The sequence below is a fragment of the Diaphorobacter ruginosibacter genome (assembly GCF_014395975.1).
Classification (GTDB): domain Bacteria; phylum Pseudomonadota; class Gammaproteobacteria; order Burkholderiales; family Burkholderiaceae_C; genus Diaphorobacter_A; species Diaphorobacter_A ruginosibacter.
Map to the genome: position 1 here is coordinate 818,406 of NZ_CP060714.1, position 25,891 is coordinate 844,296.

The 25,891-nt window shown below is 60.4% G+C and carries 22 protein-coding genes; 9 read left to right on the forward strand and 13 right to left on the reverse strand.

The genetic code is table 11. The features are described 5' to 3' along the window. Position 1: 1 nt before the first annotated feature. The 8 genes from H9K76_RS03740 to H9K76_RS03775 all read right to left on the reverse strand — a co-directional run bounded on the left by H9K76_RS03740 (position 2) and on the right by H9K76_RS03775 (position 12,509). Positions 2-2,011, reverse strand: a complete 2,010-nt coding sequence (locus H9K76_RS03740) for a glycosyltransferase family 87 protein (protein ID WP_187598243.1) — start codon at positions 2,009-2,011, stop codon at positions 2-4. Between the two features lie 216 nt (positions 2,012-2,227). Then, complete coding sequence (locus H9K76_RS03745; protein ID WP_187598244.1) at positions 2,228-4,084, reverse strand: glycosyltransferase; 1,857 nt, start codon at positions 4,082-4,084, stop codon at positions 2,228-2,230. Positions 4,085-4,094: 10 nt separating this feature from the next. Further along, entirely contained in the window at positions 4,095-6,104 is a 2,010-nt protein-coding gene (locus tag H9K76_RS03750) for a tetratricopeptide repeat protein (RefSeq protein ID WP_187598245.1), read from the reverse strand. Positions 6,105-6,219: 115 nt separating this feature from the next. Further along, a complete protein-coding gene (locus H9K76_RS03755) occupies positions 6,220-7,524 on the reverse strand; it encodes a hypothetical protein (protein ID WP_187598246.1) in 1,305 nt (434 codons plus the stop codon). A 59-nt stretch (positions 7,525-7,583) separates the two neighbouring features. Beyond that, positions 7,584-8,630: a bifunctional nicotinamide-nucleotide adenylyltransferase/Nudix hydroxylase gene (locus tag H9K76_RS03760; protein ID WP_187598247.1), complete on the reverse strand. Its 1,047-nt coding sequence runs from the start codon at positions 8,628-8,630 to the stop codon at positions 7,584-7,586. A 76-nt stretch (positions 8,631-8,706) separates the two neighbouring features. Next, positions 8,707-10,407: an NAD+ synthase gene (locus H9K76_RS03765; RefSeq protein ID WP_187598248.1), complete on the reverse strand. Its 1,701-nt coding sequence runs from the start codon at positions 10,405-10,407 to the stop codon at positions 8,707-8,709. Positions 10,408-10,426: 19 nt separating this feature from the next. Beyond that, entirely contained in the window at positions 10,427-11,632 is a 1,206-nt protein-coding gene (gene pncB, locus H9K76_RS03770; protein WP_187598249.1) for a nicotinate phosphoribosyltransferase, read from the reverse strand. A gap of 13 nt (positions 11,633-11,645) precedes the next feature. Further along, positions 11,646-12,509, reverse strand: coding sequence for a cysteine hydrolase family protein (locus tag H9K76_RS03775; RefSeq protein WP_187598250.1), 864 nt, complete (start codon positions 12,507-12,509; stop codon positions 11,646-11,648). 224 nt (positions 12,510-12,733) lie between these two features. On the opposite strand from H9K76_RS03775, the gene H9K76_RS03780 reads away from it, so the two are divergent. Further along, positions 12,734-13,447 (forward strand): NUDIX hydrolase, encoded by a 714-nt coding sequence (locus H9K76_RS03780; protein ID WP_187598251.1) that lies wholly within the window; start codon positions 12,734-12,736, stop codon positions 13,445-13,447. 81 nt (positions 13,448-13,528) lie between these two features. On the opposite strand, the gene H9K76_RS03785 is transcribed toward H9K76_RS03780, so the two are convergent. Continuing rightward, entirely contained in the window at positions 13,529-13,702 is a 174-nt protein-coding gene (locus H9K76_RS03785; protein WP_187598252.1) for a DUF1328 domain-containing protein, read from the reverse strand. A 383-nt stretch (positions 13,703-14,085) separates the two neighbouring features. Further along, positions 14,086-15,267, reverse strand: a complete 1,182-nt coding sequence (metK, locus tag H9K76_RS03790; protein ID WP_187598253.1) for a methionine adenosyltransferase — start codon at positions 15,265-15,267, stop codon at positions 14,086-14,088. Between the two features lie 127 nt (positions 15,268-15,394). Between metK and H9K76_RS03795 the strand changes: the two genes are divergently transcribed. Then, positions 15,395-16,264, forward strand: coding sequence for a lysophospholipid acyltransferase family protein (locus H9K76_RS03795; protein ID WP_187598254.1), 870 nt, complete (start codon positions 15,395-15,397; stop codon positions 16,262-16,264). Beyond that, positions 16,261-17,142 carry a lysophospholipid acyltransferase family protein gene (locus H9K76_RS03800; protein ID WP_187598255.1) on the forward strand — a complete coding sequence of 294 codons (882 nt, stop codon included), beginning with the start codon at positions 16,261-16,263 and terminating at the stop codon, positions 17,140-17,142. Before H9K76_RS03795 ends, H9K76_RS03800 begins: the two co-directional genes overlap by 4 nt. A gap of 29 nt (positions 17,143-17,171) precedes the next feature. Here the strand turns inward: H9K76_RS03800 and yihA are convergent, their stop codons facing one another. Continuing rightward, positions 17,172-17,921, reverse strand: coding sequence for a ribosome biogenesis GTP-binding protein YihA/YsxC (gene yihA / locus H9K76_RS03805; RefSeq protein WP_246475281.1), 750 nt, complete (start codon positions 17,919-17,921; stop codon positions 17,172-17,174). Between the two features lie 84 nt (positions 17,922-18,005). On the opposite strand from yihA, the gene H9K76_RS03810 reads away from it, so the two are divergent. The 5 genes from H9K76_RS03810 to H9K76_RS03830 all read left to right on the forward strand — a co-directional run bounded on the left by H9K76_RS03810 (position 18,006) and on the right by H9K76_RS03830 (position 24,034). Then, positions 18,006-18,635 (forward strand): c-type cytochrome, encoded by a 630-nt coding sequence (locus tag H9K76_RS03810; RefSeq protein ID WP_187598256.1) that lies wholly within the window; start codon positions 18,006-18,008, stop codon positions 18,633-18,635. A 135-nt stretch (positions 18,636-18,770) separates the two neighbouring features. Further along, the gene (locus H9K76_RS03815; RefSeq protein ID WP_187598257.1) at positions 18,771-20,918 is read left to right on the forward strand and encodes a cytochrome c biogenesis protein ResB; all 2,148 of its coding nucleotides are present in this window, start codon (positions 18,771-18,773) and stop codon (positions 20,916-20,918) included. Further along, positions 20,915-22,255 (forward strand): c-type cytochrome biogenesis protein CcsB, encoded by a 1,341-nt coding sequence (gene ccsB / locus H9K76_RS03820; protein WP_187598258.1) that lies wholly within the window; start codon positions 20,915-20,917, stop codon positions 22,253-22,255. Before H9K76_RS03815 ends, ccsB begins: the two co-directional genes overlap by 4 nt. A 78-nt stretch (positions 22,256-22,333) precedes the next feature. Continuing rightward, the gene (gene msrP, locus H9K76_RS03825; RefSeq protein ID WP_187598259.1) at positions 22,334-23,344 is read left to right on the forward strand and encodes a protein-methionine-sulfoxide reductase catalytic subunit MsrP; all 1,011 of its coding nucleotides are present in this window, start codon (positions 22,334-22,336) and stop codon (positions 23,342-23,344) included. Between the two features lie 51 nt (positions 23,345-23,395). After that, the gene (locus tag H9K76_RS03830; RefSeq protein WP_187598260.1) at positions 23,396-24,034 is read left to right on the forward strand and encodes a protein-methionine-sulfoxide reductase heme-binding subunit MsrQ; all 639 of its coding nucleotides are present in this window, start codon (positions 23,396-23,398) and stop codon (positions 24,032-24,034) included. 69 nt (positions 24,035-24,103) lie between these two features. Here H9K76_RS03830 and H9K76_RS03835 read toward each other — a convergent pair whose 3' ends face one another. Together H9K76_RS03835 and lptM are read right to left on the reverse strand one after the other, a co-directional pair. After that, entirely contained in the window at positions 24,104-24,919 is an 816-nt protein-coding gene (locus tag H9K76_RS03835) for an oxygen-binding di-iron domain-containing protein (protein WP_187598261.1), read from the reverse strand. Positions 24,920-25,046: 127 nt separating this feature from the next. Then, positions 25,047-25,271, reverse strand: coding sequence for an LPS translocon maturation chaperone LptM (gene lptM, locus H9K76_RS23650; protein ID WP_223196275.1), 225 nt, complete (start codon positions 25,269-25,271; stop codon positions 25,047-25,049). Positions 25,272-25,283: 12 nt separating this feature from the next. On the opposite strand from lptM, the gene cyaY reads away from it, so the two are divergent. Continuing rightward, the gene (gene cyaY, locus H9K76_RS03840; protein WP_187598262.1) at positions 25,284-25,619 is read left to right on the forward strand and encodes an iron donor protein CyaY; all 336 of its coding nucleotides are present in this window, start codon (positions 25,284-25,286) and stop codon (positions 25,617-25,619) included. The last annotated feature ends 272 nt before the right edge of the window (positions 25,620-25,891 follow it).

Sequence of the window (25,891 nt, forward strand, 5' to 3'; positions counted from 1 at the left end):
GCTATTCCTTGACGATCTTTAGATTAACAATGCCGATGCCTAACTTTCGGGGATCTGCACTTAAACCCAATTCCAGCGGCGAGGTGGGTTTGGGGATGTGAATTGATAGTTTATCAAGGCACACGCTGTTGTTTTCGAAATGAGCGATCTGTAAGCTATCAGTGGAAGAGAACTTTTGAGGTATTTCTTGGTTGTCCAAATTGAATATAACGGGGAGAGCTACATTGGGACCAAAGGCATGAGCTGTGGTCAATATTTTATAGCCTCCTGGGGGCAAGCAATTAGGGAAGCCAAATTCAACCTGATCTCCATCTGACCAAAGTCCCCATGCTTCCAGAGAGCTTAAGCCGCGATCCCATAGAATCCCCTCTGTTTTCCAATACTCATTCTTGGAAAAACTGACGGATGCTACTGCATTTTCTGATTCGTACGAAAATTGCTTTCCAAATCGTACTTCACAAATAGTATAGCGATCAATGGCTGTTTTGAATGATCTGCACTCAAGCGAATCTTCTAAAGGACTATAGTTTAGCCGCCTAAGGCTCCCAGATATTGATGCTGCATCATGGTTGCTAGTTAGAATTCGTATGGGTAAATTGGAGGGTGTGGATAGTCTTTTGAAAATTAGATCATCCATTTGCCTCGAAAAGCCAATGCCATAAAAAATACTTTCCGGATGGAGCGATGGGAGTAGGTATGAGATGGGGGCTCCGATAACCAAGTAATGGGCCGGGTCGGCATGTAGCTGTTCAGCTATTTCAATGTCAAAAGGGTTTTCACTGGCCTTAATCACTGGTATGTGACCCCAATCAGGCACTTTCATTGTCAAAGCCGAACAGATGGTTAAAGAAAGCATGATCGTCCAACGCAACAAGTTATTGTCCACGATACGTGCAACCAAGATCCAGATTAGCAACCCTAGAAGTACCTCGAAAGGCATGAGGTATCTTTGGTAGGAAAACATGAGCGACCATAAAAGGAAACTCAATGCCATGAACAGCAAAAATGCTGTTAATTGTTTGTTAAGTCTTATTGCAGGTTTGCAAATAATCGCAGCGGGCAGAAGTAAGGCTGCAAATAAATATCTGGCGTCTGCAAAATAAATTTCTGATGTTTTGTTGGTTCCCCAAGCTGATTGGGTTATAAAGAAAAATATTTCTTGAATTGAGGAGAAATGCCAACGCATATCTCTGAAATTCACGAAATCATAAAATTCTGATTTAAAAATAGCGTTGTAAAGTGGAAAGACGGGACTTTGCCAGTCATTCCAGAGGATCCAGTACCACCATCCAACTATTGAAAAACCAATGCCGCAGGTGAGTAAAAAAAATGTGCAGTTCAGTGTAAATGTTCGCCAGCCGTTCTGGTAATTCAAGATGGCAAAAATGAAAATTGCACTGAGGGCGAAGGGAGCATTTGTTAGTTTTAAGCCTACCGCAAGACCAAATAATATGCCAGCTATCAGTATTCGGTTCCTTGAAATCAGGTCTTTTTTATGTGCTGTGAGGAGTAGATAGATTCCCCAGAGAAGCAATGGCAGAGTCCATGAGGAGAAGAAGGTGGTGCCAAGTTCACTAATCCAAAGCGGTGCCAAGAGACTTAGGAGAACAGCAGGGATGGTGGAGGGGGAGCTTCGTGAATAGCCAAGGCTTTTTGCAATCTCTTTTGCCAGTAATGCAATTGCCGGTATGCTAATGAGTTGAATTAATAAAATCGACCAGGCACTGAATGGGAAGGAAAGATGCTTGAGTGCCAAGTAGGCCAATGCATTGGCGATAGGATTAAAGAAGGATTGTAGATTGGCTGCGGCTAAGTCGTTCGAGAATCTACCATTTATCAGGGAGTATCCTTGATAATAATGATAATTTAGTAAATCCCAGTTCGTATCTTGTCCGCGGCGAACAACAAAGATGGCTGCCGCAATCAGGCATGAGAAAATCAACGAGGCTTCTACTATTTTTTGCCTTTTTGTACTTATGACTGTTGATTTTTTTTGATCTGTGAGTGACATTAATAATATTTCTTTGGATTTGCATTGAATCCAGTCAATTCGGTGGCTGCTTTTTATTGGTTTGGTTGCATAAATCGAAATTTAAAAGCGAAAACTTATTTTGAGTACAATGAGCGTCTGTAGTGATTTTGGCTTCTTGTATTCTGTGTTGTGAGTATTGCGTTCAATGGATTTGAATCGGTTGAATGCCGTTGTGACGATTTATGGAATTGCTTTCTATATTCGATTAATTATGGATTTCCGTCCATGCGCCAAGGCCATCAAGCTGGATACGGCGAAGTAGCGAACCGCCTTGCCCCAGGAGCGGAAAATACCCGAGTTGTCTTCTTTGGCGGTGACCATCGTCAGTGGCACCTCCAGAATATGAAGCCCATGCTTACGCATCAGGATGTAGATTCCGAGGTCCTGATAGTCCAGCAACGTGGCATCCGAGGACACCGCCACGGCGATGGCGTTGCGTCGGAAGACACGGAAGCCGGATACGAAATCCTTCATCTTGAAGCCCGTGAGCGCGCGATACCACTGCCACGCGAAACGGCGTACGACGCTGTGCTGGGTGGCAAAGTAGGCGACCGATAGATCGGCCTTGGGATTCTGGCGGACCTCATGCAGCAGGGTTGGCAGCTCTTCCACTTCGTAGTAGCTGTCGGCATCGATGGTGACCACGGTTTCGTAGCCGTGGGCTTGTGCATAGCGTAGGCCGGTTTGCATTGCGCCCCAGGTAGTCATTGCGAGCAGGGGGCGTAGCACCACAGCTCCGCTCATTTCTGCTAGATGACTGGTGGCGTCAGTGCTGCGGTTGTCGACCACCAGTACTTTGGCTTTTGGTGCCAGGGCAGTCACGCGCTGAATGATGTGTGCTATGTGCTTTTCCTGATTGCGGGCGCTCACGACGACCATCAGTCCCTTGTGGGAGGGAATGGCGACGGACTCGGGTACCAGGCTTCGGTAATGGCGATTGATTTCACGCTCGCACGGGCCGATGCTGAACATGCGTTTGATGGCCTTGATGCCAGCTTCGCCGCAGCGCTTGCGCAGATCGGCATCATGCTGCATGCGGGCGATGTGGCTGCGCCATGCGTGCACGTCTTCGTAGGGTACGCGCAGCCCGCTTTTTGCCTGGGACACGATCCATGGCATGCCCGAGCCCGGAAGATCGGTCACGATGCAGGGGCGTCCGTGCATCATGGCCTCCAGCACCACGATGCCGAAGGCTTCCGTGCGCTCGCAGGAGGCGAGGCAGAAGACGTCGCATTGGGCGAGCAACGAGTGCTTCTGCGCATCGTCCAACGCGCCGAGCAATCGCACGCGCGGCGGTTCCCCTGGGCGGCCCGATGCGCTGATCTTGGCTTCGAGTTCTGCGCGCTGTTCGCCTTCGCCAACGATCAACAGCTCCACGCCTTGCATGGTGCTCACTGCTTCGATCAGGGTGCCGAAGCCTTTGTAGTAGGCGAGTCGGCCCACGGACAGCAGTTTGAGCTGGGTGTCGGCGCGCCAGCCCAATTCCTTGGGCAATTCAACGGGAGCGGGTGCCTCGGCGACATTGATGCCCAGAGGAATGATGGCGGTCTTGTTGTGCCAGTTGCTCAGTGCCTTGCTGGCTTCCAGATACGGAGGCGACGTCGCGATGATCTGGGCCGTGCGCTCCAGCAGCGCTTGCTCGAACGGCTTGTAGACCATGTACGCCAACGCAACTGACCACTTGATATCGGAGAACACGATATCGGATTGCCAATGGATGACCCAGGGAATCTTGCGCGCGCTTGGCAGCGTCAGTGCCCACAGTGCCGAGTTGTTGGGCAAATGCAGATGCAGGACATCCGGTTGGATACGCTCGATGGCTTTGGCCATGGCGCCGCGAAAGCCGGCGGCCATGGGCGCGTAGACCAGGCTGAATTGCACTGGTACGCGCTGAATCCATGGAGGGTCATCCGGTTCGGGATCGCCATGCACCAGCGCATGGGCATCAATGCCCTGCTTGCGCTGCTCGTTGATCAAGTCGGAGAGAAAAACCTCCATCCCGCCCCGGTAGGGCGGGTAGAACTTACCGATATGCAGTACCCGCAGTGCCATGTTGAGGGGGTCACTGCTTGGGCGCGGAGGCGCTGCTGATCTGCGCCTTGGCCATGGCGTAACGCTGCGCGTTGGCCGGATCTGCCTGCGTGGCCTGATCCAGATCCTTGAGCGCTTCCGCAATGTTCTTCAAGCCATATTGCGCCATGGCACGTGCGTAGAACGCTGGTCCGCTCGGGGTCTTGGCGATCAGCGCATCCATCTGCTCCTTGGCCTTGGCCGATTCGCCCTTGCCCGTCAGCGCCATGGCCAGGCCGACCCGTGCACGCGAGCTCTGCGGCGATGTCTTGAGCGCGGCTTCGTAGTCCTTCACCGCATCGTCATACTTCTGGATGGACATGCCCATCTCGGCGCGGCGCAGGTGGATCTGCTCCGTGAGCTGCTTGGCGCCCTCGTTGTCGTTGACGTCCGAGCCGCCCGTGGTGAGTGCGGTTCCGTAGGCATCGAACGCCTCCTTCGGGTGGCCGAGTGCGGCGTAGACCTCTGCGCGCTGGTACCACAGCGTCTGCCCGGTATAGCCCTTGTCTTCAGCGGCCTTGAACGAGCGGATCGCGTCGGGATACTTCTTCTGCTGCGACTGGGCCACGCCGATGCTGAAGCGTGCATTGCCGTTCAGGTCGTTGAGTGCATCGGCGGTGATGAAGTCCCGCTCAGCCTGTACGAACCGGCCGCGGGCCATGCGTTCGGTGCCCAGGTTCAGATAGGGTCGATAGCGGCCGACCGCATTGGCGGGGGCCTTCAGGTCGACCTTGCTGGCGGCATCTTCCCAGACGGATTCGGGGGTCTGCATGGACATTACGCGCTCGGCAGCGAGCCCGCCGAAGACGAGCGCCAGGATCACGCCAATGATGTAGATGGTGCGCGGCTTGAAGCCGGTCAGCACGATCGCGATCAGGCCTGGAATGCCGACGGCCCAGAGATAGCTGCGATAGAGCACGAGCGGATCCTGCAGCCAGACGGTGGCGAATTCGGTCGCAAACCAGAGCAGCGGAAACAGCAGGCACAGTGCGGCGAAACGCAGCACGCCATCCTTGCGCAGCACGACCCAGATCGAGGTGAGCAGCAGGGCGACGTAGGCCAGCGCGCCGATCAGGTGCAGCGCCGAGCCAAAGGACATCGGAAACGCCGGACGCATGTCGATGGACATGGCGCCGACATAGGGGATGACCCAGAGGAAGCCATAGACGAAGAAGAGTGCAGCCTGGTTCAGGATGCTGAGCCCGTAGACCTTGCCGCCGATGTTCGGGTCGATGGCCTGCAATTGCTTGAGGTAGGCAACCGACTGGTTGTCGATGAGGTTGCCGATCAGGTTGCCGTAGATGCTGAGCACGGCGCCGACAGCGAGCGCCAGCACGGCGGCCGTGGCACCCGACACGATCATGATCTTCTTCCAGGTGGGGCGGCGCACATAGATGTAGAGCGGCACGGCCATCGCCACGGTGAGCGCGGCCTGTTCCTTGGACAGCGCAGCGGCCACGTAGCAGAGCACCGCGCCGATGAACCAGCCGATACGGCCTGTCTCGAGCCCGCGCACGTAGGTGAAGCAGGCGAGGACGGCGAACAACGTGGCCATCAGGATCGAACGCTGGATGAGATAGCCGACCACATAGACGGCCACGGGATTCAGTGCAAAAACGATCAGCCCCACACGCAGGGCCGCATCGCGCGAAGCCTGGAAGTGATCCTGATGCTCGATGTCGTGCGGGAATTGCGTGCGTGACAGCAGGGACTTGAACAGCGCGTAGAGCGCGCCGACTGTCAGGACGTGCAGCACGAGGTTGAAGATACGTTGCTTCCACCAGCCCTCGCCGAACAGATCCTGCACCCAGACGAAGCTGCCATAGGACAGCATGCGCTGCTTGAATTGCAGCAGGCTGCCGTAGGCGTCGAAGAAATTCAACTCGACAAGGCGAAGATCGTCGAAGATCAGTTGATTGTTCAGGCCCGGTCCGTAGACGCACAATATGGCAGCGATCAACAGAATCGCGAATATGACGGAAGCCTTGGAGATTTTTGCCATTGGAAGTGGGTGTGACAGGCCAGACATCGGCGACTGGCGAGTCTATCAAACCATGGGAGCTAAATCGCAGGCATGTATCTGATTGTCATTTGCATCTCATCGAGAGGCAATGGAATCAACAGCCCAGAAAACCCTCGGGACGGACGGCTTGACAGATGCTTACAACAAACAGCGGCAATGCCATCGCCTGGAGAATTCTGTATTGCCGAAAGATATGAATCTCGGCCAAGCCCAGGGCCGCGATCGGGGCGGCAAACAAAATGGCGTAGTTGATCAGGCGAAGCAGCCAATTCGTGTCCAGCAGGAAGAAGGAAGCTGCCAGGATGGCGCATCCCAGGATGGCGAAGGACAGCAGTGACCATATGACCATGCGTGCGCTCAAGATCTCGATCTGCTGATGGGTGATGGCGCGCAGAAATGCGAAGGTGCCGCGCGCAAAAAGCACCGCGAAGACCAGGTTGCCGGCCTGGAAGACCAGGAAGGTCGAGATTGAGCCGCCATAGGGCAGCCACGAGGCGGAAGGCAGGACGGTGGCCTGCACCGCCATGATGACGAAGAAAATGCAGAGCAGGGCGATGCAGATGACGTTCTCATGGGTGAGCGCATAACCGATGGTCGCACGTGACCAATGCTCCCGCCAGTGCAGGCGGGGTTTGAGCGCCATGACCGCGAAGATGCCGGCGAGAACCATGGCAGCCAGATAGGGAATGATCGAAAGCAGGCGGCGCAGATGGTTCTGTTCAATATCGCGCAGCATGGTCTGGTAAGGCCCCGCAGGAAGCACGTAGACCATCAGGCTGGCCAGCATGCAGGCGATGAGAATGGCATGACGGCGGGTCAGCGGGCGATTCTCGAAATAATCGGCCAGGGCGAGGGTGGTGCAGACGAATACCAGGATCGCATGGCTCAGGATGTGCGTGACCGATACCAGCAGCAGAATCGGGAAGAACAGCCCGCCGCCTCTTTTGTGAAGCCACAGCCAGGCGCTGATGGCACCGAGGAAAACCAATATCTGCCCCCATTGCTGTGGCCTGGCTTCCAGCAGCGGAACCCAGAAATAGCTGGACAGGGCGAGCGCCACCAGCGTGAGCCCCGGCTTGGCAATGCGCAGCCTTGAATATCCCAGGATGATCAGCAGCGAACCAATGAAAACGCTCGCAATGCCCAGACCTGAAATCAGGTCGCGGTAATGCATTTGCGTCTGCTCCCTCAGGTTGCGCAATACATAAATGAACGAAGGGCCGGAAACAGGCCAGTCATGGCCCGAATCGAGATTGTGGGCAATCTGAACCCAGTTCAGCTCATCGTTCTGGCAGCGCGGATATCCCCAGAAAAAACGCACGCTGATGGCGCAAAAGGTGAAGACCAGAGCGATATACAAGGCTCTGGTCCATACCGAACGGGGAAAAAGGAGGTTCATGCCGCAGCTTTATTCTTATGAAAACCTAGCCGGAAGGCAGGCATCATAGCGGCACAGAATTACAAATCCGTTTGGATTTGTTCCTTGAGAAAATGATTGAGGATCTGGAAATGGTCCTCGAAAAATGCCGCCTCGTGGCTTGCGATTTCCTGGATGGGCACCCACACGACCTGGGCGGCGTCATCGTCGGCCCGCACCTCTGGAAGTGCGGCGCGCCGGCCCAGATCGAAATAGTGTGCGTGGGTGATCGTACGGCCGCGCTGGCTGCGGTCGGGGTGGTCGAAGACGTGGACTTCCCTGAGTGCCTGCCGCAGGGACTCGGCCGGCACGTCGCAGTGCGTTTCTTCCACGAGCTCGCGCAGGCAGGACTGCCAGATGCTTTCGCGCTGCTCGATGAAACCGCCGGGCAGGGCGAGCAGGCCGCGCCCTGGTGCGTGCGCGCGGCGGATTAGAAGGATCTGGTCGTTGCAGCGCAGAAGTGCGTCGACCGTGACGAAAACCGGGGCATAGGGCGCGCTGGCCCAGGCTTCGCGGTAGCCGCGCAGCATGCGCCATTCGTTCTGGAGTTCCTTGAACTCCGGTTGTCCCGCGAATCGCTCCAGCAGGCCGCGGGTCGAGGGCGGCAGGACGTCGTGGAACGGTGCCAGCGCGATGGGCGCGGTCTGCCCGGTAGCGCCGAAATAGGCGTTGCGGATCATGGTGGCGTCGATCTCGCCCTGCCGGGGAAGGGAGATGAGTTCCCAGCCTGGGAAGGCGCTCAGGTAGCTGCTGCTGGCATCCTTGAAGTGGCCGACCAGGCCGATGCGCGTGCCGGGTGACGTATGCCCTTCAACGGCCTTGCGGACCGCATGCACCCAGCGCGCCTCGTCGTAGTAGTCGCGCACGGGAACGACGTCAACGCGCGCCCGCTCGTGCTCTTCAAGGCTGCCGAGCAGCATGTCGGCGCGTTCCTCCCAAGAGAACGGGTTCTTGGGCGAGCGCGCCTGGAACGCGGAGCCGACGATGACGATGACCTGTCTGGCGGCCTGAAGTGCATGTGTCAGCAACGCAAGGTGTCCGGTGTGGACGGGCTCGAAGCGGCCGATGAGGATGGCGGTGTCGTACATGAAACGGAACGGAACTGTGCGATGAACTCCACCCCCGGGGGCTGTCGGCGGGTGGGTGGACGGAGGCTGGGAACCTTCAAATGTAGCGTGCCGCGATCGGCATCTGCCGGCCGGAGCCGAACGCCCTCGCGCGCACGCGGATGATCGGTGGTGCCTGGCGGCGCTTGTATTCGCTGCGCGCGACCATCAGGCGCACGCGCTGGATGAGTTCGCGCCCCTTCTTGCTGGCCTGCTGGCGCTGCATGAACTGGCGTGCTCGGTCGTATTCGCCGGCCGACAGGCCTTCGCCTTCGATGAGCATCTTGAGGATCTCGTCGAGGACGGGGTAGGGTGGCAGGCTGTCGGCGTCTCGCTGGCCGGGGGCCAGCTCGGCGGAGGGCTCCTTCTCGATGATCGCCTGCGGAATGATCTCGCGTCCCGCATGGTCGTTGATGTGCTGCGAAAGGGCGAACACTTCCGTCTTGTACAGGTCGCCGATCAGGCCGAGGCCGCCGTTGGTGTCGCCATAGAGCGTGCAGTAGCCTACCGACAGTTCCGACTTGTTGCCGGTGGTGAGCAGCAGGTTGCCGAATGCGTTCGAGTACTCCATCAGGATCGTGCCGCGGATGCGCGCCTGCAGGTTCTCCAGCGGCAGGCCTTTCAGCGGTTGTTCGAAGGCCGCGAGAAATTGCGCCGAATACTGCTGCACGAGATCGGCAATGGGGTGGGTGTACAGCCTGATGCCCAGGTTGTCGCACAGGGCCCTGGAGTCATCCACCGAGCCTGCGCTGGAGAAGTGCGAGGGCATGGTGATGGCGACCACGTTCTCTGCGCCCATGGCCTCGGTGGCGAGGGCCAGCGTGAGCGCGCTGTCGATGCCGCCCGAGCTGCCCACCAGCACCTTGCTGAAGCCGCAGCGCCGGGCATAGTCGCGCAGGCCCAGCACGATCTGCTCGCGGTAGAACGACATGGTGGGCAGGCCCTCCTTGGGTACGGAGGCGAGCGTTTCATGCCCGTTCAGCCCGAAACGCCCATCGACGAGCTGCAGTGTGCGGATGTCCTCCGCGAAGCGCTGCGCCTCGAACACCACGCCGCGCTCGGGTTCGACGGCGAAGGACGCGCCGTCGTAGACGATCTGGTCATGGCCGCCGACCTGGTTCACATACAGGATCGTGAGGTTGTGCCTGCGGGCTGCATCGGCAAACACCTGGTGCCGCTGCTCGCGCTTGCCGACATTGCTGGGGCTCGCATTGATGCTCACCACCACTTCGGGCGCCGCATCGGCCATGCGCATGAAGGGATTGGTGGCGTAGTCGCCGCCTTTGTCGTTCCAGCCATCCTCGCAGATCAGGAAGCCGACCTGGGTCTGGCCGATGCGCAGCACCTTGGCCACGTCGGGGCCGGGCTCGAAATGGCGATGTTCGTCGAAGATGTTGTAGGTGGGCAGAAGCTGCTTGTCGTACTGGAGACGCACCTCTCCGTCCTTGAGCACGACCAGGCTGTTGTGCAGATGCTTGCCGGGGCCGTCGCGCCGCGTGGGGGCGCCGATCACCCAGTGCAGCCTGGGCAGCGTGGTCGATGCGCGCTTGAGTGTGGCGAGCCCTTCTTCGATGCGATTGAGAAAGTGCTTGTCGTCCAGCATGTCGCCCGGGTAATAGGCGCACAGTGCGAGCTCGGTGAACACGATCATGTCCGATTTGTCCAGCGCGGCCTGACGCGCTGCGGCGATCATTCTTTCGACGTTGCCCTCGATGTCGCCGACGGTGAGATTCAACTGTGCGAGTGTGATGCGGAGCATGGAGTGTTTCTCCTGGGGGTCATTGAGGTTCGGCCACGCTGAAGACCTGGCGCAGGTAGGCAAGGAAGGTCTCGTCATCGCACATGGTCTTGCCCGGGCTGTCCGAGAGCTTGGCGACCGGCTGGCCATTGGCGCGCGTGATCTTCATGACGATGTTCAGCTGCGTGAGGCCCATGTCGTTGGTGAGCTGCGTGCCGATGCCGAAGCCCAGCTGCACGCGGTCGCCGAAGTGATGGTAGAGCGCAAGCGCGCTGTCCACGTTCAGCCCGTCGGAGAACACGAAGCGCTTGGTGTTGGCATCGATACGCAGACGCTGGTAGTGCGCAAGCGCCTTTTCTCCCCATGCGTAGGGGTCTCCCGAGTCATGGCGCAGGCCATCGAAGAGCTTGGCGAAATACAGGTCGAAGTCTGCAAGGAAAGCGTCCATGCCGACGGTGTCGGTGAGCGCGATCCCGAGGTCGCCGCGGTACTCCTGCACCCATTCCTCGAGCGCCATTTTCTGGAAGTCACGCAGCCGCACACCCAGCGCCTGGTAGGTCTGAAGGTACTCGTGCGCCATGGTGCCGATCGGAACCAGGTTGAGATCGCGCGCCAGAAGCACATTGCTCGTTCCCTTGAACCACTCGGGTGTCTGCTCCGCGAAGGTCTGCACCACTTCACGCTGCCATTCGCCGCTGAAGCGCCGGCGCACGCCGAAGTCGAACATCTCGAACGGATGGCGCCGCTTCGCCTCGCGTGCGAGCGCCTGCACATGGGTGATCTTCTCGGCCAGGCGCCGGCGTCCTTCCGCGATGGCGGCCTGCTGGTCGGCGCGGCGGAAATACAGTTCGTTGACGATGGCCAGCACGAAGATCTCGAACGCCATCACGTGCACCTGCGGGCCGCTGGCGACGATGTGCAGCGTTTCACCTTCGGCATGCGCCTGGATGAAGGAGCGCTGGAACTGGAAGATGCGCAGGAAGTCGATGAAGTCGCTCTTCATGAAGCGCAGCGAGCCGATGTAGTCGAGCTCGTCGGGAGCGAACCGCAGGCTGCACAGCGAATCGAGTTCCGCGTTGAGCTCATCCAGCAGCTCGGTGAGCGGATAGGCCGGCTTGTTGCGGCACACGAATCGGTATTCGACCTGCACCTGCGGATGGCGATGCAGCAGCGCCTGCCACATGGTGAACTTGTACAGGTCGGTGTCCAGCAGGCTGGTGATGACGGGCTTGTCGGGGTTATGCATGGTGTCCGGGCCTTCAGAGCGTGGGCGATTGTGCCAACTGTGCTCCCAGAGTGTGCATGGATTCGAGAAACGCGGCATGTTCGGATTCGAATCCGCCCACGGGGCTCATGCAGTCGGTGAGCAGCGTGATGCGCTTTGCCGTCCATCCGGGAACCAGCCCCGGCAGCATCTGCACGATGTGTTCGGTGGTGGAGCGCACGCAGTGGCTGCTGGCTTCGCCCGCGATGATGAGACGGTCGGCCTGCGCGAGATCCAGCAGCAATGGCGTGTTGGTTGCGGTCTGCGGATCCGCCGGATCGGGAACTTCGGCACGGATGGCGCTGTAGTTTTCTGTCCAGGGATTCATGCCCTTGAAGACATTGCGGACCGCTTTGGAGTGCGCAAGTTGCCATGCGTCGCAAGCGGCCAGCACGTCGGCGTGCACGCCGTGCCCCCAACTGCCGATCTCGCAGTGCACGGGCCAGACCATCAGCATGTAGCGGCCCTGGGATTCCAATGCATCCATGTAGGCGAGGACGCGTTCGATGGACTGCATGTCGCGTGGCTGGTAGTCGCCGCTGCGAACCTGCGCGGCTGTAATCTGTGTGAATGGCGTCACCTCGCCGCCCTCGCGCGTGCGCCAGAAGCCGGGATGGGCGACGTCGTAGCGCTGGTGGGAGTCGAGCGTGATGGTGATGCCCGAGATGTGCGCTGCATTGCGCTGAACGAATTGCGCGAGGCGCTGCATGTCGGCATGCGCGCCCTTCACCGGAAGAGAGGGCGCGGTTCTGTCCCGGGTGCGCGGTGCCATGCCGCACCAGTCTTCTGGAAGATCGCAGAAGTCATTTTGCGGATCGATGATGAGCAACTGGTCGCCGCTGGTGGAGTTTGCTGTCATGGATGTCTGCCCTTCAATCAAAGCTCTTGGACTGCAGTGTATCCATGTTAGTTTAATAATGCAACTAAGATGTGATGAACACTCTAGGACAGAAGAACTGGATGGGAGGGAGGCTTGCTGTTACGCTAGCGCCTTTGTAATACTTTGAATCTAACGAGGCCCCTTCAGCCAGTGCAGGGTCCGCATTGAACCATCCTTGAGCTGCCTTGGGTTACTTGTCCGACATGTCCGATTCCGCCACGCCGTCCCTGCATCCATCCGTCATCTGCACTGTGGATGTCGTGCTGTTGACGCTGCGCGACACACGGCTGGAGGTGTTGCTCGCGCAGCGAGACAGGGCTCCATTCGAGGGCGCCTGGGCGCTGCCCGGTGGGTTCGTGCATCCGCAGGAGGATGCCGACGCCGCAGCGAGCGCGACGCGTGTGCTCAGGGAAAAAACAGGTCTCGAGGCGCCTTATCTGGAGCAGTTGGGCACCTATTCGGGCCTGGCGCGCGACCCGCGTGGCTGGTCGATCGCGGTGGTGTACTGTGCGCTGGTGCCGCTGGAGGATCTGGAGCAGGCGCTGCATCGGCGGAGCACCACACGCCCGTCAGTGGCAAGGCTCCACGATGCGGCAAACCTGGGGCGCTTGCCGTTCGACCATGACGCCATGGTGGCGGGCGCGATAGAGCGCGTTCGCAGCAAGAGCCAATACTCCTCGCTGCCCGTCCATCTGTGCGGCGCGGAGTTCACATTGCCGCAGCTTCAGCGTACCTATGAGGCGGTGCTCGGCGAGCCGCTGAACAAGGTGAGCTTCCGGCGCAAGATGGAGGAGCTCAATGTGCTCGAGCCAGTGGAGGGGGCCATGCAGGGTGGGGCCGCGCACCGTCCCGCTCAGCTGTACAGGGTGCGAGAGGCCTATCGGCAGCGCCTGTCGATGCTGGAGCGCGGGCTGTAGCTCGGGGTGTGCTGGATGCTCTCTCCGGCAAGAAAAATGCCCGCATCGCTGCGGGCAGTTCTTTCTCGAGAGAGACGGGGGCTAGCTGACGGCGCCGATGCCCAGAATGGCCAGCACGATGAAGATCACTGCGATCACCAGGAAGATGAAGAACAGTAGCTTGGCAATGCTGGCGGCGCCTGCCGCGACGCCAGTGAAACCGAATACGCCTGCAATCAACGAGATGATGGCAAAGATGATGGCCCATTTGAGCATGAAAACCTCCAGTGGCTTGATGAGTGTCTGCGATCCATGGATCCGCCGCGAGGCGAATCTGTATAAGCAGCTTAAGCGGCACTGGAGGTAGGGGCGGTGGGTGCATGCGAACATCGCGCGTAGGCAAAGAACGACAGCGGGACGTCGGTGGCGTGGCAGTGTCACGCAAGCAAAAAAGCCAGCCACGCCGTGGTGACGGCATGTCCGGCTTCTTCGAGCAAGGACGCGGAGGAGGGGTCTCCGCGCAGTTTATTTCAGGCCTGCAGCCGCGCGAAGCGCTGCCACTTTGTCCGTGCGTTGGCTCCGGCACGGGCCTTTGGCCCTTCACATCGCAAGCGATATGAGCCTCACCGAAAGCCTGCCAAGCACGCAGGCGCGAGGCCTTACAGGCCTGCGGCTGCACGCAGTGCAGCCACCTTGTCAGTCTTTTCCCAGGTGAACTCGGGTTCTTCGCGGCCGAAGTGGCCGTAGGCTGCCGTCTTCTGGTAGATCGGGCGACGCAGGTCCAGCATCTCGATGATGCCGCGTGGGCGCAGGTCGAAGTTGGCTGCCACGATCTTGGCGATTTCCGCATCGGGAATCACGCCCGTGCCTTCGGTGTACACGGTGATGTTCATCGGGCGAGCCACGCCGATCGCATAGGCGACTTGCACCTGGCATTGGCGCGCCAGGCCTGCGGCCACCACGTTCTTTGCCACGTAGCGGGCCGCGTAGGCTGCCGAGCGGTCCACCTTCGTTGGGTCCTTGCCGGAGAAGGCGCCACCGCCATGGGGGCAGGCACCTCCGTAGGTGTCGACGATGATCTTGCGGCCGGTCAGGCCGCAGTCGCCCTGAGGGCCGCCAACCACGAAGCGGCCGGTGGGGTTGATCAGGTACTTGGTCTCCTGCAGCCACTCCTTGGGCAGCACGGGTTTGATGATTTCCTCGATGATGGCTTCGGTGAAGCTGGCCTTCATCTTGGTGGCCGATTCCGACTGGTCGGGGCTGTGCTGGGTGGACAGCACGACGGTGTCGATGCTGTGGGGCTTGCCGTCCACATAGCGCATCGTGACCTGGCTCTTGGCGTCGGGGCGCAGGAACGGCAGGCGGCCGTCCTTGCGCAGTTGCGCCTGGCGCTCGACGAGGCGGTGCGCGTAGTAGATCGGCGCGGGCATGAGCTCCGGCGTTTCGTCGCAGGCGTAGCCGAACATCAGGCCCTGGTCACCGGCGCCGATGTTGAGCTGGTCGTCGCTCGCGGCGTCCACGCCCTGGGCGATGTCCTGGCTCTGCTTGTCGTATGCCACGAGCACGGCGCAGCCCTTGTAGTCGATGCCGTATTCGGTGTTGTCGTAGCCGATGCGCTTGATGGTGTCGCGGGCCACCTGGATGTAGTCCACGTTGGCGCCGGTGGTGATTTCACCAGCCAATACCACCAGACCGGTGTTGGTCAGTGTCTCGGCTGCCACGCGGCTGTGGGGGTCTTGCGCGAAAATAGCGTCAAGAATCGCATCGGAGATCTGGTCCGCCACCTTGTCGGGGTGGCCTTCGGATACCGATTCCGATGTAAAGAGAAAGTCGCTCGCCATTGAATAAACTCCTAGTTTCAGCTTTTGGGGCGTTGCCCAAGCATAGGAGCCTTGGCGAACGCTTTAGCAGACTTGTTTTACGTCGCCCTGCAAGTTGCTCATTAACTCAGCGACAGCTCACATTCTAATGCTTTCCTTCTTTCGACTGTTGTCCGCATTGCCGATAGGCCTACTTCACAGCGTAGGGGCGGCCATGGGCTGGGTGACGTTTGCGCTGTCGCCCACCTACCGCAGGCGCTTTGTCGCCAACGCGAGGCAGGCGGGGTACGGCTTCGGCGCAGTGAGTGCCGCCGTGGGGCATGCGGGACGCATGGTGTTCGAGATGCCGCGCATCTGGCTTGGCAAGCTACCACGCTGCACGATGGTCAACGAGGAGGTCGCGCTCAAGGCCTATGCCAGGGGCAAGGGCATTCTGTTCCTCACGCCGCACATCGGGTGTTTCGAGCTGTCGGTGCAGGATGCGGCACGGCGCTGGTCGTCGCAGCATGGCGACATCACGGTGCTGTACCGTCCGGCACGTCAGGCCTGGCTTGCGCAGATCCTGGAGACGGCGCGCAACCGGCCCGGCGTACAGGCGGTTCCGACCACGCTTGCCGGCGTGCGCCAGATGATCAAGGCACTGCGCAAGGGCGCGGCGGTGGGATTGCTGCCGGACCAGGTGCCTCCGCAGGGACTGGGGGTATGGTCTCCGTTCTTTGGGCGCGATGCCTATACGATGACGCTGGCCGCACGCCTGGCTTTGCAGACCGGGGCGGCCATCATCGTGGCGCGCTGCGAACGCCTTTCCTGGGGGCGCGGCTACGTGCTGTATCTGGAAGAACTGGCGACGCCGCTGTCGCCGACATTGGAAATCGCCGTGCAGGAAATCAACGCCGCCATGGAGCGGACCATTCGTCAGTGCCCAGAGCAGTACCTGTGGGGCTACGGCCGATACAAGCAGCCGCGGGTCGAGTCACCGGCTGCAGCCGGCGAGAGCGCAGCGGAGGGGCAGGCATGAGCTTGAGCAGCCTGGGGGTGGGCATGATGCATCTGCTCGCGAAGCTGCCACTGCCGCTGCTGCGGGCGCTGGGAAAGTACGTCGGGCGGTTGTTGTTCGTGCTGGCGGGGCAGCGCCGCCGTGTCGCATTGCGCAATCTGGAACTGTGCTTTCCCGAGATGGGGGAATCCGAGCGCCGGACGCTCGCGAAGCAGACCTTCGAGGCCTTTTGCCAGACCTTCCTCGATCGCAGCTGGTTGTGGTTCGGATCCGAGGCGCTGGTGCGCAGCCGGGTGAGGCTCGAGGGCGCCATCGATGAACTGGAGGGGGATACGCCCACCATCGTCTTTGCACCGCATTTCTACAGCATGGACGCGGGGGGGCTGGCGCTGCCGCTCAACACCGAGCGCGAATTCACCTCGATCTTTGCGACCAACCCCGATCCGGTGCTGGACGCATGGTTCATGCAGGGGCGCCAGCGCTTTGGCCGTGTACGCATGCTTAACCGCGCAGACGGCGTCAAGCCCATCATCTCGTGCCTGCGCAAGGGCGGGCTGCTGTACCTGCTGCCCGACATGGACTATGGCAGGAACGATTCAGTCTTCGTCCCGTTCTTTGCCGTGCCGGATACGGCCACCATTCCGTCGCTGTCACGCTTTGCGCGCCTGGGGCGTGCCAAGGTGGTGGCGCTGTACAACGAAATGACGCCCGAGGGTTACGTGGCGCACCTCACGCCTGCTTGGGAAAACTTTCCCACCGAGGACCATGTCGCCGACACCGCGCGCATGAATCGGGAACTGCAGGCGGCGATCATGAGGATGCCGTCGCAGTACTACTGGGTGCACAAGCGGTTCAAGACACGTCCTGAAGGTCAGCCTTCGCTCTATGAGCGGAGCTGAGCGGTAGCCGCCGCTCCTCCGGGAGTGGCTCAGTCGTCCTCTGACGGGGTCTCCGCATCCTGCACGCCGCCATCGTCCGGGGCCTGTGCTCCGGGGGCGGGCTCTCCTGCCGGCGGGTGCGCCCATTGCCACAGCAATTGGGCCACCTCGTCCACTCCCTGCTTCTTGAGCGCCGAGAACAGGCGCACCTCACCGCCGCCCGCATTGAGCCGGGTGATGGACAGCGCCTTGGCCTGCTCGCTGCGGGTGAGCTTGTCGGCCTTGGTCAGGATCACCAGGAACTTCAGGCCCTGCTCGACGCGCGGGCGCACGGCCTCAAGCAGTGCCTCGTCGAGTTCGGTCAGCCCCAGGCGCGGGTCGCACAGCAGCACGATGGCGGTCAGGCTGGGGCGGCTCACCAGGTAGTTGAGCATCACGCGTTGCCAGCGCAGCTTGTCGGAGCGCGACACGGCCGCATAGCCGTAGCCGGGCAGGTCGGCCAGCACCGCGTCGGTCACGCCCTGCTTGCCGAGAGAGAAAAGGTTGATGTGCTGCGTGCGGCCGGGCTTCTTCGAGGCAAAGGCCAGCTGCTTTTGCTGCGTCAGCGTATTGATGCAGGTGGATTTGCCCGCGTTCGAGCGGCCGACGAAGGCGATTTCCGGCACCGACACGACAGGCAGCTGGTCCAGCTGCGCGGCAGTGGTGAGAAATCGTGCTGTATGCATCCATCCCATTGCCGTCTTTGCGTCGGGTACTGTGTTTGAAGCATCAGTCATAGACACTTGTTGATTTATTGACATATATCGGGTTTCCAAGGGATGGCGCAAAAAGCCCCTCATTGTAGAATGGCGGAGTTTTGCACTCATAAGAAAAGAACCCTCGATATGAAGTTGCTTGCCTCCTTGCTGATGGCCATCACGGTTGCCGGAGCTGCCGTTCCTTCGTTTGCTGCCGGTGAGCCGGCATCCAAAACTTCCAAGCCAGACCTTGCAAAGGGCGAGGCCAGTTATGCCATCTGCGTGGCCTGCCACGCCGCCGACGGTAATTCCGCGATTGCCGCCAATCCGGTCCTGGCGCAGCAGCATCCCGAGTACCTGGTCAAGCAACTCCAGGAATTCAAGTCCGGCAAGCGCAATGATCCTGTCATGAAGGGCATGGCGGCCACGCTGTCCGACGATGACATGCGCAATGTCTCGGCCTGGCTGGCCTCCAAGAAGGCCAAGCCGGGCTTCTCCAAGGACAAGGAGCTGGTTTCGCTGGGCGAGAAGATCTACCGCGGCGGCATTCAGGATCGCAATATCGCTGCCTGTGCGGCCTGCCACAGCCCCAATGGTGCCGGTATTCCTTCCCAGTATCCCCGCATCAGCGGCCAGCATGCCGACTACACAGCGAAGCAGCTGGTGGATTTCCGTGACGGAAAGCGTGGCAACAATCTTGTCATGACCCAGGAGGCCTCCAAATTGAACGATCGCGAGATCAAGGCGGTGGCCGATTACATTGCTGGCCTGCGTTAAAGTATTTCGCTCAAAGCCAGATTCTGTTCCGTGGGAGATATTGACGGAACCAACCGCCGATAATCAAACCCAATACGGGCGGGCTCATCTTCTCGAGATGGCCCGCCCTTTTCATTCTTCACGTCCCTCGATTTCATGTCCGACGCTGCTCCTGAACTTCCCGCGTCAACCAGCACCCAGAAAGGGCGCTCACTGACAGAACTGCTGGCGTCGATGCGATTTGCCATATCACTGCTCACGGTGATCTGCATTGCCTCGGTGATCGGCACCGTGCTCAAGCAGCATGAACCCGCGGTGAACTATGTGAACCAGTTCGGCCCGTTCTGGGCGGACCTGTTCCTCTCCCTCAAGCTCAATGCGGTATACAGCGCCTGGTGGTTCCTGCTGATCCTCGCGTTCCTGGTGGTGAGCACATCGCTGTGCGTTGCCAGGCACGCGCCCAAGTATCTGGCGGACATTCGCACGTACAAGGAAAACATCCGCGAAAAAAGCCTGAACGCCTTTCACCACAAGGCCAGCGCGGAGCTGACCGGCGCTCCGCAGGACGAGGCGCAGCGCCTGGGCAAGCTGCTGGTCTCCGGAGGCTGGAAAGTCAAGCTGCAGCAGCGCGACACGGCCGCAGGAGCTGGCACCGGCTGGATGCTGGCGGCGAAGGCCGGCGCGGCCAACAAGCTGGGCTATATCGCTGCCCACAGTGCCATCGTGCTGATCTGCCTGGGGGGCTTGTTCGACGGCGACCTGGTCGTCCGTGCGCAGATGCTGCTGGGCGGGAAGACACCGTACACGGGCGGTGGCCTGATCTCGGAAGTTTCGGATACGCATCGTCTCTCCGAGCGCAACCCCACGTTCCGCGGCAACCTGCTGGTGGCCGAAGGAACGCAGTCGAGCACGGCGATCCTCAACCAGTCCGACGGCATTCTCTTGCAGGAACTGCCGTTTGCGATCGAGCTCAAGAAGTTCATCGTGGACTATTACTCCACTGGCATGCCCAAGCTGTTCGCGAGCGAGATCATCATCCACGACAAGGAAACGGGCGAGAAGAAGGAAACGCGTGTCGAGGTGAATCACCCGGCCAGCTACAAGGGCGTGGAGATCTACCAGTCGAGCTTCGATGACGGAGGCTCCAAGGTGCATCTGCAGGCGCGTTCGTTCCAGCAGGGCATCAGGCCGTTCATGGTGGAGGGCGAGATCGGCGGTTCGCTGAAGTTGCCCGCCGAGGAGATCGGCGGCCAGCCGGCCACGCTCGAATTCACCGCGCTGCGCGTGCTGAACGTGGAAAATCTGAGCGGTGGCGGCGGCTCCGAAGTGGACGTGCGCAAGGTCGACCTCAAGCACTCGATCGAGTCGCGCCTGGGTGCAGGCAACAAGAGTGCGACCAAGCGCGACCTGCGCAATGTGGGCCCGAGCATCACCTACAAGCTGCGCGACGCGTCGGGCCAGGCGCGCGAGTTCGTCAACTACATGCTGCCGGTCGACACGGGGGATGGCCTGCCGGTCTTCCTGCTGGGCGTGCGCGAGACGCCCGCCGATCCATTCCGCTACCTGCGCGTGCCCGTGGACACGGAGGGCTCCATCGACGGCTTCCTGCGCCTGCGCCAGGCGTTGTCAGACCCTGCGGCGCGCGAGGCTGCTGTGAAGCGCTATACCATGCAGGCGCTGGATGACAAGCGGCCGGAACTCTCCAACCAGCTCTACCAGTCCGCGCTGCGTGCGCTGACGCTGTTTGCGGAAGGCGACTCGCGCAACGGCCAGAAACTGGTGGGCTTGCAGGCGGTATCCGATTTCATCGAGGCCAATGTGCCGGAGGCGGAACGCAGCCGTGCGGGCGAGGTGCTGGTCCGCATCCTCAACGGTGCGCTGTACGAACTGGCACAGCTTTCGCGGCACAAGGCAGGTCTGGCCCCGATGGCTCCCGATGAGAAGACACAGGCCTTCATGACCCAGGCCGTTCTGTCGCTCAGTGATGTACAGCTGTATCCTGCGCCGGTATTCTTCGAGTTGAAGAATTTCGAGCAGGTGCAGGCGAGTGTTTTCCAGGTGGCTCGCGCTCCTGGCAAGACCATCGTGTATCTGGGCTGCCTGTTCCTGATCATCGGCGTGTTCGCGATGCTGTATGTGCGCGAGCGCCGCATCTGGATCTGGTTCACACCGGCAGACCAGGGTTCGAAGGCCGTGATGGCCATGTCCACGAATCGCAAGACTCTGGACGGAGACAAAGAGTTCGAGACATTGAGCGGAAAATTATTGGGGATCGCAAGCCACCCCGGAGGTAACGCAACATGAACACCGCCACGACGACGACCACTACCATGACCCTCAATGAGGGGTTTTTCGCGCGACGCAACTGGTTCGACTGGGTGTTCGCGCTGCTTGTCGCGGCGGGAGGCATCTTCGCGCTGCAGCGCTATGGTCATGCCATGGATGTCTACGAGAAGGGCATCCTGATCGGAACCATTCCCTGCGCCATCTGGCTGGGCTGGTTCTGGCGCCCGCTCGCAACACTGATGCTGGTGGTCGCCGCGGCGGCACTGGGGGCGATCGGCCTGTATCAGAACGACGGGGCGGGCGACCTGGCGCGTGCCGACAGCGTTTTCCTGCTCAAGTACTTCATCTCCAGCCAGTCCGCGATCCTGTGGATGAGCATGCTGTTCTTCATCAGCACGGTGTTCTACTGGGTCGGCATGTTCGTGAAGGGCGAGAGCGAGACGATGATGAAGCTCGGTTCCCGCGTGGCATGGACTGCCGTCGGCATGGCGCTGATCGGCACGATGGTGCGCTGGTACGAGAGCTACCAGATCGGTCCGGACATCGGCCACATCCCGGTCAGCAACCTGTATGAAGTGTTCGTCATGTTCTGCTGGATGACGGCATTGTTCTACCTCTATTTCGAAGGCCAGTACAAGACGCGTGCGCTGGGCGGCTTCGTGATGCTGGTGGTGAGCGCCGCAGTCGGATTTCTGCTCTGGTACACCGTGGCGCGCGATGCGCAGCAGATCCAGCCTCTGGTTCCTGCGCTCAAGAGCTGGTGGATGAAGCTGCACGTGCCGGCCAACTTCGTTGGCTACGGGACCTTCGCGCTGTCGGCCATGGTGGCGTTTGCCTACCTGATCAAGCAGCAGGCCAGTGAGACGCGCTGGTACAAGTTGGCACCGCTGTGGCTGCTGGGCGTGGCGCTGTGTTTCGAGCCGCTGGCGTTCCGCCAGACGCAGCAGACGGGCAGCTCCTACTGGATGATCTATTTCGGTATTTCCGCCCTGATCGTCGCGGGCATCCTGCTGGCACGAAAGACCATCGCGGAGCGCCTGCCTGCACTCGAGGTGCTGGACGACGTGATGTACAAGGCGATCGCCGTGGGTTTCGCCTTCTTCACCATTGCCACCGTGCTGGGCGCGCTGTGGGCGGCAGAGGCCTGGGGCGGATACTGGAGCTGGGACCCGAAGGAGACCTGGGCGCTGATCGTGTGGCTGAACTATGCAGCCTGGTTGCACATGCGCCTCATGAAGGGCCTGCGCGGCACCATGTCGGCCTGGTGGGCGCTGGTTGGGCTGGCGGTCACCACCTTCGCCTTCCTCGGCGTGAACATGTTCCTGAGCGGCCTGCACAGTTACGGTGAACTTTGAGCGGTCCGGCTGACTCCATGTGATGTGCCCGTGCTCTCCGGTGCGGGCCCATGCGCAACAGATGCGGAGGCACAAGTCATGTTGATTCGTACAAACGACAGCGGTTTCAACCACCCTCATCCCTCGGAGATCACACCGCGTGCGGCCTATGAGCGCCGGCAATTCATGCAGGGGCTGGTGGCCGGAGGGGCGGCGGCGTCCGGTGCCCTGGGTCTGTTGCCAGGCGTGGCACAGGCCGCCCAGGGGGACGCGGGCTATACCCTGTCGGGCAAGCTGGCCACACTGCCTTCCATGCGCTCGAAGGTGAGCGGGGCGGCCACGATGGAAAAGCTCACGGCCTACAAGGACGCCACCACCTACAACAACTTCTACGAGTTCGGCACGGACAAGTCGGATCCCGCTCGCCATGCCGGAACCTTGCGTACCCGACCGTGGAAGGTGGAGGTGACGGGGCTGGTCGGCAAGCCCATGACCTTCGGCATCGAGGAGCTTCTCAAGCTCAGCGCCCAGGAGGAGCGTGTCTACCGGCTGCGCTGCGTGGAGGGCTGGTCGATGGTGATTCCCTGGATCGGCTATTCGCTGTCGGAGCTGCTCAAGCGTGTGGAGCCGACGGCGGCGGCAAAGTATGTGGAGTTCGTCACGCTGGCCGACAAGGCGACGATGCCGTTCGTGGGCTCGCGCGTGCTGGACTGGCCCTACACGGAGGGCTTGCGGCTGGACGAGGCGATGCATCCGCTCACGCTGCTGTCCTTCGGCATGTATGGCGAGGTGCTGCCGAATCAGAATGGTGCGCCGGTGCGCCTGGTCGTGCCATGGAAGTACGGCTTCAAGAGTGCCAAGAGCATCGTCAAGATCGTGCTCACCGACAAGGAGCCGGGCACGGCCTGGAACAAGGCCGCGAAGAATGAGTACGGCTTTTACTCCAACGTGAATCCCGATGTGGACCATCCGCGCTGGAGCCAGGCCACGGAGCGGCGCATCGGTGAAGACGGCCTGTTCGCCCGCAAGCGCAAGACGCTGATGTTCAACGGCTACGAGGCGCAGGTCGGCCAGCTGTATGCCGGCATGGATCTCAAGAAGTACTACTGATGGACAGGGCGGGGTCTTGAGGTTCGGCGGGCCGGCATTCATTCTTTCGTGATGCAGAAAAATTCTTCCCAAGCGACGGATGCCGTGCTGCGCGGCCGGTGGGTCAAGCCGCTGGCCTTCATGCTGTGCCTTGTCCCATTCTCATGGTTGCTGTACGCCGCGTTCAATGATCAGCTGGGCGCCAACCCAGCCGAGGCGCTGGTGCGTTCCACGGGGGACTGGACGCTTCGCATGCTCTGCGTGGTGCTGGCAGTCACGCCCCTGCGGCAATGGCTGGCGCTGCCATCGCTCGGGAGGCTGCGACGCATGCTGGGTCTGTTTGCCTACTTCTATGCGGCACTGCACCTGCTTTCCTATGCCTGGTTCGACATGGGGTTCGAGCTTCCCGAGTTGCTGCGTGACATCGCCAAGCGGCCATTCATCCTGGTGGGATTCGCGGCATTCCTTCTGCTGACCGCGTTGGCGATCACATCCCCCAAAGCGGCCGTCAGGGCCCTGGGCGGCAAGCGCTGGCAGATGCTGCACCGCGCCGTCTACCTCTGCGCTGGTCTTGCACTGCTGCATTTCTTCTGGATGCGCGCAGGCAAGAACAACTTTGCCGAAGTCTTTGTCTATGCGTTCATCGTGGCCGGGCTGCTGCTGGCGCGGGTGGCGTGGCGGCTGCGCAGCCGGCGGCAGGCGGCGGCCTGAAGGACTCGGCAGTGCCTGCTGCCGACAGCAGCGAAATAGTCGGCGAACCAGTCAGCGCGCTGGGCAGGATCAGGGTCGAAACTGGCGGGAGACCGGGTCGATCCTGCCCGTGGGCAACTGGTAGCTTCGTTCATCGAACAGGTCGATGCCGCAGGCGAGGCCATCCAGCCAATTGTAGAAGTCGTTGATCGCCTGGGTGCCTTTGATCGGGGCGCCATGCTGCGGAACAATCATGGCGACATCCAGCTGCCGGGCCATGCGTGTCCACAGCCGCAAGATCTTGTTGGACACCATGTAGCGCCTGTGGAAGCCTTCCATGCGCGCGATGTGCGGGAGCAGATCGGTCACGGGCTCGCGAGCTTCCGTGCCCGACATCATCGACACGCCCAGATCGCCGCTGAACAGAATCTTGCTGATGGGGTCGTAGAAGTGGAAATTGCCTTCCGCATGCATGAAGTGCGCGGGCAGGAGGTGCAGCACGGATTGCCCCAGGGGAAGCTGTGCGCCCTGGTCCGGGACGCCGATCACGCGGTTTTCCGTCTTGCCAACCTTGGTGAAATGCGGTGCAAAGCGCTCCCAGATGCGCGAGATGACCAATTGCGCCTTGGTGCTGGTCATCCAGCGATCCAGCGAGGCGATGATGTCCGGATCGGCGTGGGAGGCCACCAGATAGGAGAGCCTGCTCGGCGGGAAGTACTTCGTCATTCCCATGAACAGTTCGTTGAACGCGAGATTTCCGCCCGGATCCAGGATGGCACCGGTATCGCCGTCGACGATCAGGAACTGATTCGCTTGAACTGCCGCGCCATCTTCCTCGATCAGGTCCGAGAACATCAGGCAGATATGGCGCTTGTCTCGGTAAAGTTCTACGGGTTCCAGTGACATAAAGCAGCTTTGAATCAAAAGCTGCAATTTATGCGGGATATCAATAAGTCGTATTGATTGAAATCAAGACGCGACCCGGGGCAGGGCGAGACACGAGGGCAAGGAGTGTCGTTGCCGCCTCACGCTATCATGGCTGCGAACGGGAGGCCGGGCTGGGCTCGGCGGTGCTTGCGGGGGCCGCCTCCCGGGACGGCTTCCTGGCTGGATTCAGCGTTTCCGGCAGGGTGGCGCGCTGTGCGGCGGCCGGCTCGGTCGGCAGATACAGCGGGCCGCGCTGCCCGCAGGCAACAGTGACCACCGCAATCCCGCCAAGGGCAATGGTCCTGAATAGAATTTGGCAAGACTTCAACATATCTGAATTGTAATGACTGACCTTGAATTCATGGATCGCGCAGAAAAAGTTCTTCTGGCCATCGAACAATGCTGCGACACCATCAACGAAAACACGGATGCCGACCTGGACAGCCAGCGCTCCGGCGGGTTGGTGACCATCACCTTCAGCAACCGCAGCCAGATCGTGGTCAACCTGCAGAAGCCGCTGCACGAAATCTGGATGGCGGCCCAGAGTGGTGGCTACCACTACAAGTTCGATGGCGAGGTGTGGCGCGACACCAAGGGGAGTGGCGAGTTCTTCGCAGAACTGAGCCGCGATGCGAGCGCGCAGTCAGGGCAGGCACTCGTTTTCAAGATCGAAGCTTGACAAGGGGCTGCCGAAAGGAGGTGGATTCCGCTTTTGCTTGAGCAGTGAGCCTGCGAAGTGACCGAGGCGCTTGGAACTCGCACCACAACGCCGAGACAGGGTTTGAGACGAGGCGTCGCCGACGCAGACATACCTTTTGGTAGGCAAGGAGGCGCAACGAAGGATCAAGCCCTGTATCGGCGCCTCCGCACGGTTGAACAGTCGAAGCCGGAGGCTTCGTTTGAGCATGCCAGTGCAGGCGTATAGCGCTTCATTTGCGTGCCGAATGTTGT

Excerpts from the sequence above, each read along its gene's own strand:
- H9K76_RS03785 (WP_187598252.1), bottom strand. The coding sequence starts at position 13,702 with ATGCTCAAATGGGCCATCATCTTTGCCATCATCTCGTTGATTGCAGGC.
- pncB (WP_187598249.1), bottom strand. The coding sequence starts at position 11,632 with ATGCATAACCCCGACAAGCCCGTCATCACCAGCCTGCTGGACACCGAC.
- H9K76_RS03815 (WP_187598257.1), top strand. The coding sequence starts at position 18,771 with ATGTCCGACGCTGCTCCTGAACTTCCCGCGTCAACCAGCACCCAGAAA.
- metK (WP_187598253.1), bottom strand. The coding sequence starts at position 15,267 with ATGGCGAGCGACTTTCTCTTTACATCGGAATCGGTATCCGAAGGCCAC.
- H9K76_RS03750 (WP_187598245.1), bottom strand. The coding sequence starts at position 6,104 with ATGGCAAAAATCTCCAAGGCTTCCGTCATATTCGCGATTCTGTTGATC.
- H9K76_RS03800 (WP_187598255.1), top strand. The coding sequence starts at position 16,261 with ATGAGCTTGAGCAGCCTGGGGGTGGGCATGATGCATCTGCTCGCGAAG.
- H9K76_RS03795 (WP_187598254.1), top strand. The coding sequence starts at position 15,395 with ATGCTTTCCTTCTTTCGACTGTTGTCCGCATTGCCGATAGGCCTACTT.
- H9K76_RS03740 (WP_187598243.1), bottom strand. The coding sequence starts at position 2,011 with ATGTCACTCACAGATCAAAAAAAATCAACAGTCATAAGTACAAAAAGG.
- H9K76_RS03830 (WP_187598260.1), top strand. The coding sequence starts at position 23,396 with ATGCAGAAAAATTCTTCCCAAGCGACGGATGCCGTGCTGCGCGGCCGG.
- lptM (WP_223196275.1), bottom strand. The coding sequence starts at position 25,271 with ATGTTGAAGTCTTGCCAAATTCTATTCAGGACCATTGCCCTTGGCGGG.
- H9K76_RS03835 (WP_187598261.1), bottom strand. The coding sequence starts at position 24,919 with ATGTCACTGGAACCCGTAGAACTTTACCGAGACAAGCGCCATATCTGC.
- ccsB (WP_187598258.1), top strand. The coding sequence starts at position 20,915 with ATGAACACCGCCACGACGACGACCACTACCATGACCCTCAATGAGGGG.
- H9K76_RS03775 (WP_187598250.1), bottom strand. The coding sequence starts at position 12,509 with ATGACAGCAAACTCCACCAGCGGCGACCAGTTGCTCATCATCGATCCG.
- cyaY (WP_187598262.1), top strand. The coding sequence starts at position 25,284 with ATGACTGACCTTGAATTCATGGATCGCGCAGAAAAAGTTCTTCTGGCC.
- H9K76_RS03780 (WP_187598251.1), top strand. The coding sequence starts at position 12,734 with ATGTCCGATTCCGCCACGCCGTCCCTGCATCCATCCGTCATCTGCACT.
- yihA (WP_246475281.1), bottom strand. The coding sequence starts at position 17,921 with ATGTCAATAAATCAACAAGTGTCTATGACTGATGCTTCAAACACAGTA.
- H9K76_RS03810 (WP_187598256.1), top strand. The coding sequence starts at position 18,006 with ATGAAGTTGCTTGCCTCCTTGCTGATGGCCATCACGGTTGCCGGAGCT.
- H9K76_RS03760 (WP_187598247.1), bottom strand. The coding sequence starts at position 8,630 with ATGTACGACACCGCCATCCTCATCGGCCGCTTCGAGCCCGTCCACACC.
- msrP (WP_187598259.1), top strand. The coding sequence starts at position 22,334 with ATGTTGATTCGTACAAACGACAGCGGTTTCAACCACCCTCATCCCTCG.
- H9K76_RS03745 (WP_187598244.1), bottom strand. The coding sequence starts at position 4,084 with ATGGCACTGCGGGTACTGCATATCGGTAAGTTCTACCCGCCCTACCGG.
- H9K76_RS03765 (WP_187598248.1), bottom strand. The coding sequence starts at position 10,407 with ATGCTCCGCATCACACTCGCACAGTTGAATCTCACCGTCGGCGACATC.
- H9K76_RS03755 (WP_187598246.1), bottom strand. The coding sequence starts at position 7,524 with ATGAACCTCCTTTTTCCCCGTTCGGTATGGACCAGAGCCTTGTATATC.